At 62.4% G+C, this 500-nt stretch carries 1 pseudogene; it reads right to left on the bottom strand.

From position 1 onward, the window contains the following. Positions 1-366, bottom strand: a pseudogene (locus D7X74_RS42230) (hypothetical protein); the annotation flags it as partial. Between the last annotated feature and the right edge of the window lie 134 nt (positions 367-500).

The following is a 500-nucleotide window of genomic DNA, read 5'->3' as shown; positions in this document are numbered from 1 at the left end:
CACGTCCTGGAGGAAGCGCTGACCGCTCTGGCGGGTCGCTTTTGTCAACTCCTCGGTGTCAACCTTGATAGGGGGACGCAGGAGTTGAGCGGGCCGGGCAAGGCTCGCGACAGAAAGTTCGATGTCCGGCCCGACGCGCCGGAGCACCAGTTCCAGATGCGCATCCGTCAACGAAACCTGGGCCATGCGGCGGGCGCCGACGTGCAGGGCCGCCACGGCCTCCACCAGAGCGGGAATGACCTCCGCCAGGGGCTCTTCCACGGCCCCGGACAACAGGTTCACTCCGTCCAGTTCCAGCGCGATGGAATCGAGCGGGGAGGCTGACGGTTCGCGCTTCCAACGCTGTCCGATGCGTATCCGGGTCATTTACGTTCGTTGACAAGCCAGTTTAGCGGTGGCTAGCATCCGCCGCCCATACGGACCTACATTTTTGTAACCGTTCGGAATTCTTGGGGATTACTCGATGACATTTTACGAGGCCGCGCTCCGAGTGCTGGAGA

It is taken from the genome of Corallococcus sp. CA047B (assembly GCF_003612065.1).
Classification (GTDB): domain Bacteria; phylum Myxococcota; class Myxococcia; order Myxococcales; family Myxococcaceae; genus Corallococcus; species Corallococcus praedator.
This window is presented reverse-complemented; position numbering and strand designations above follow the sequence as displayed.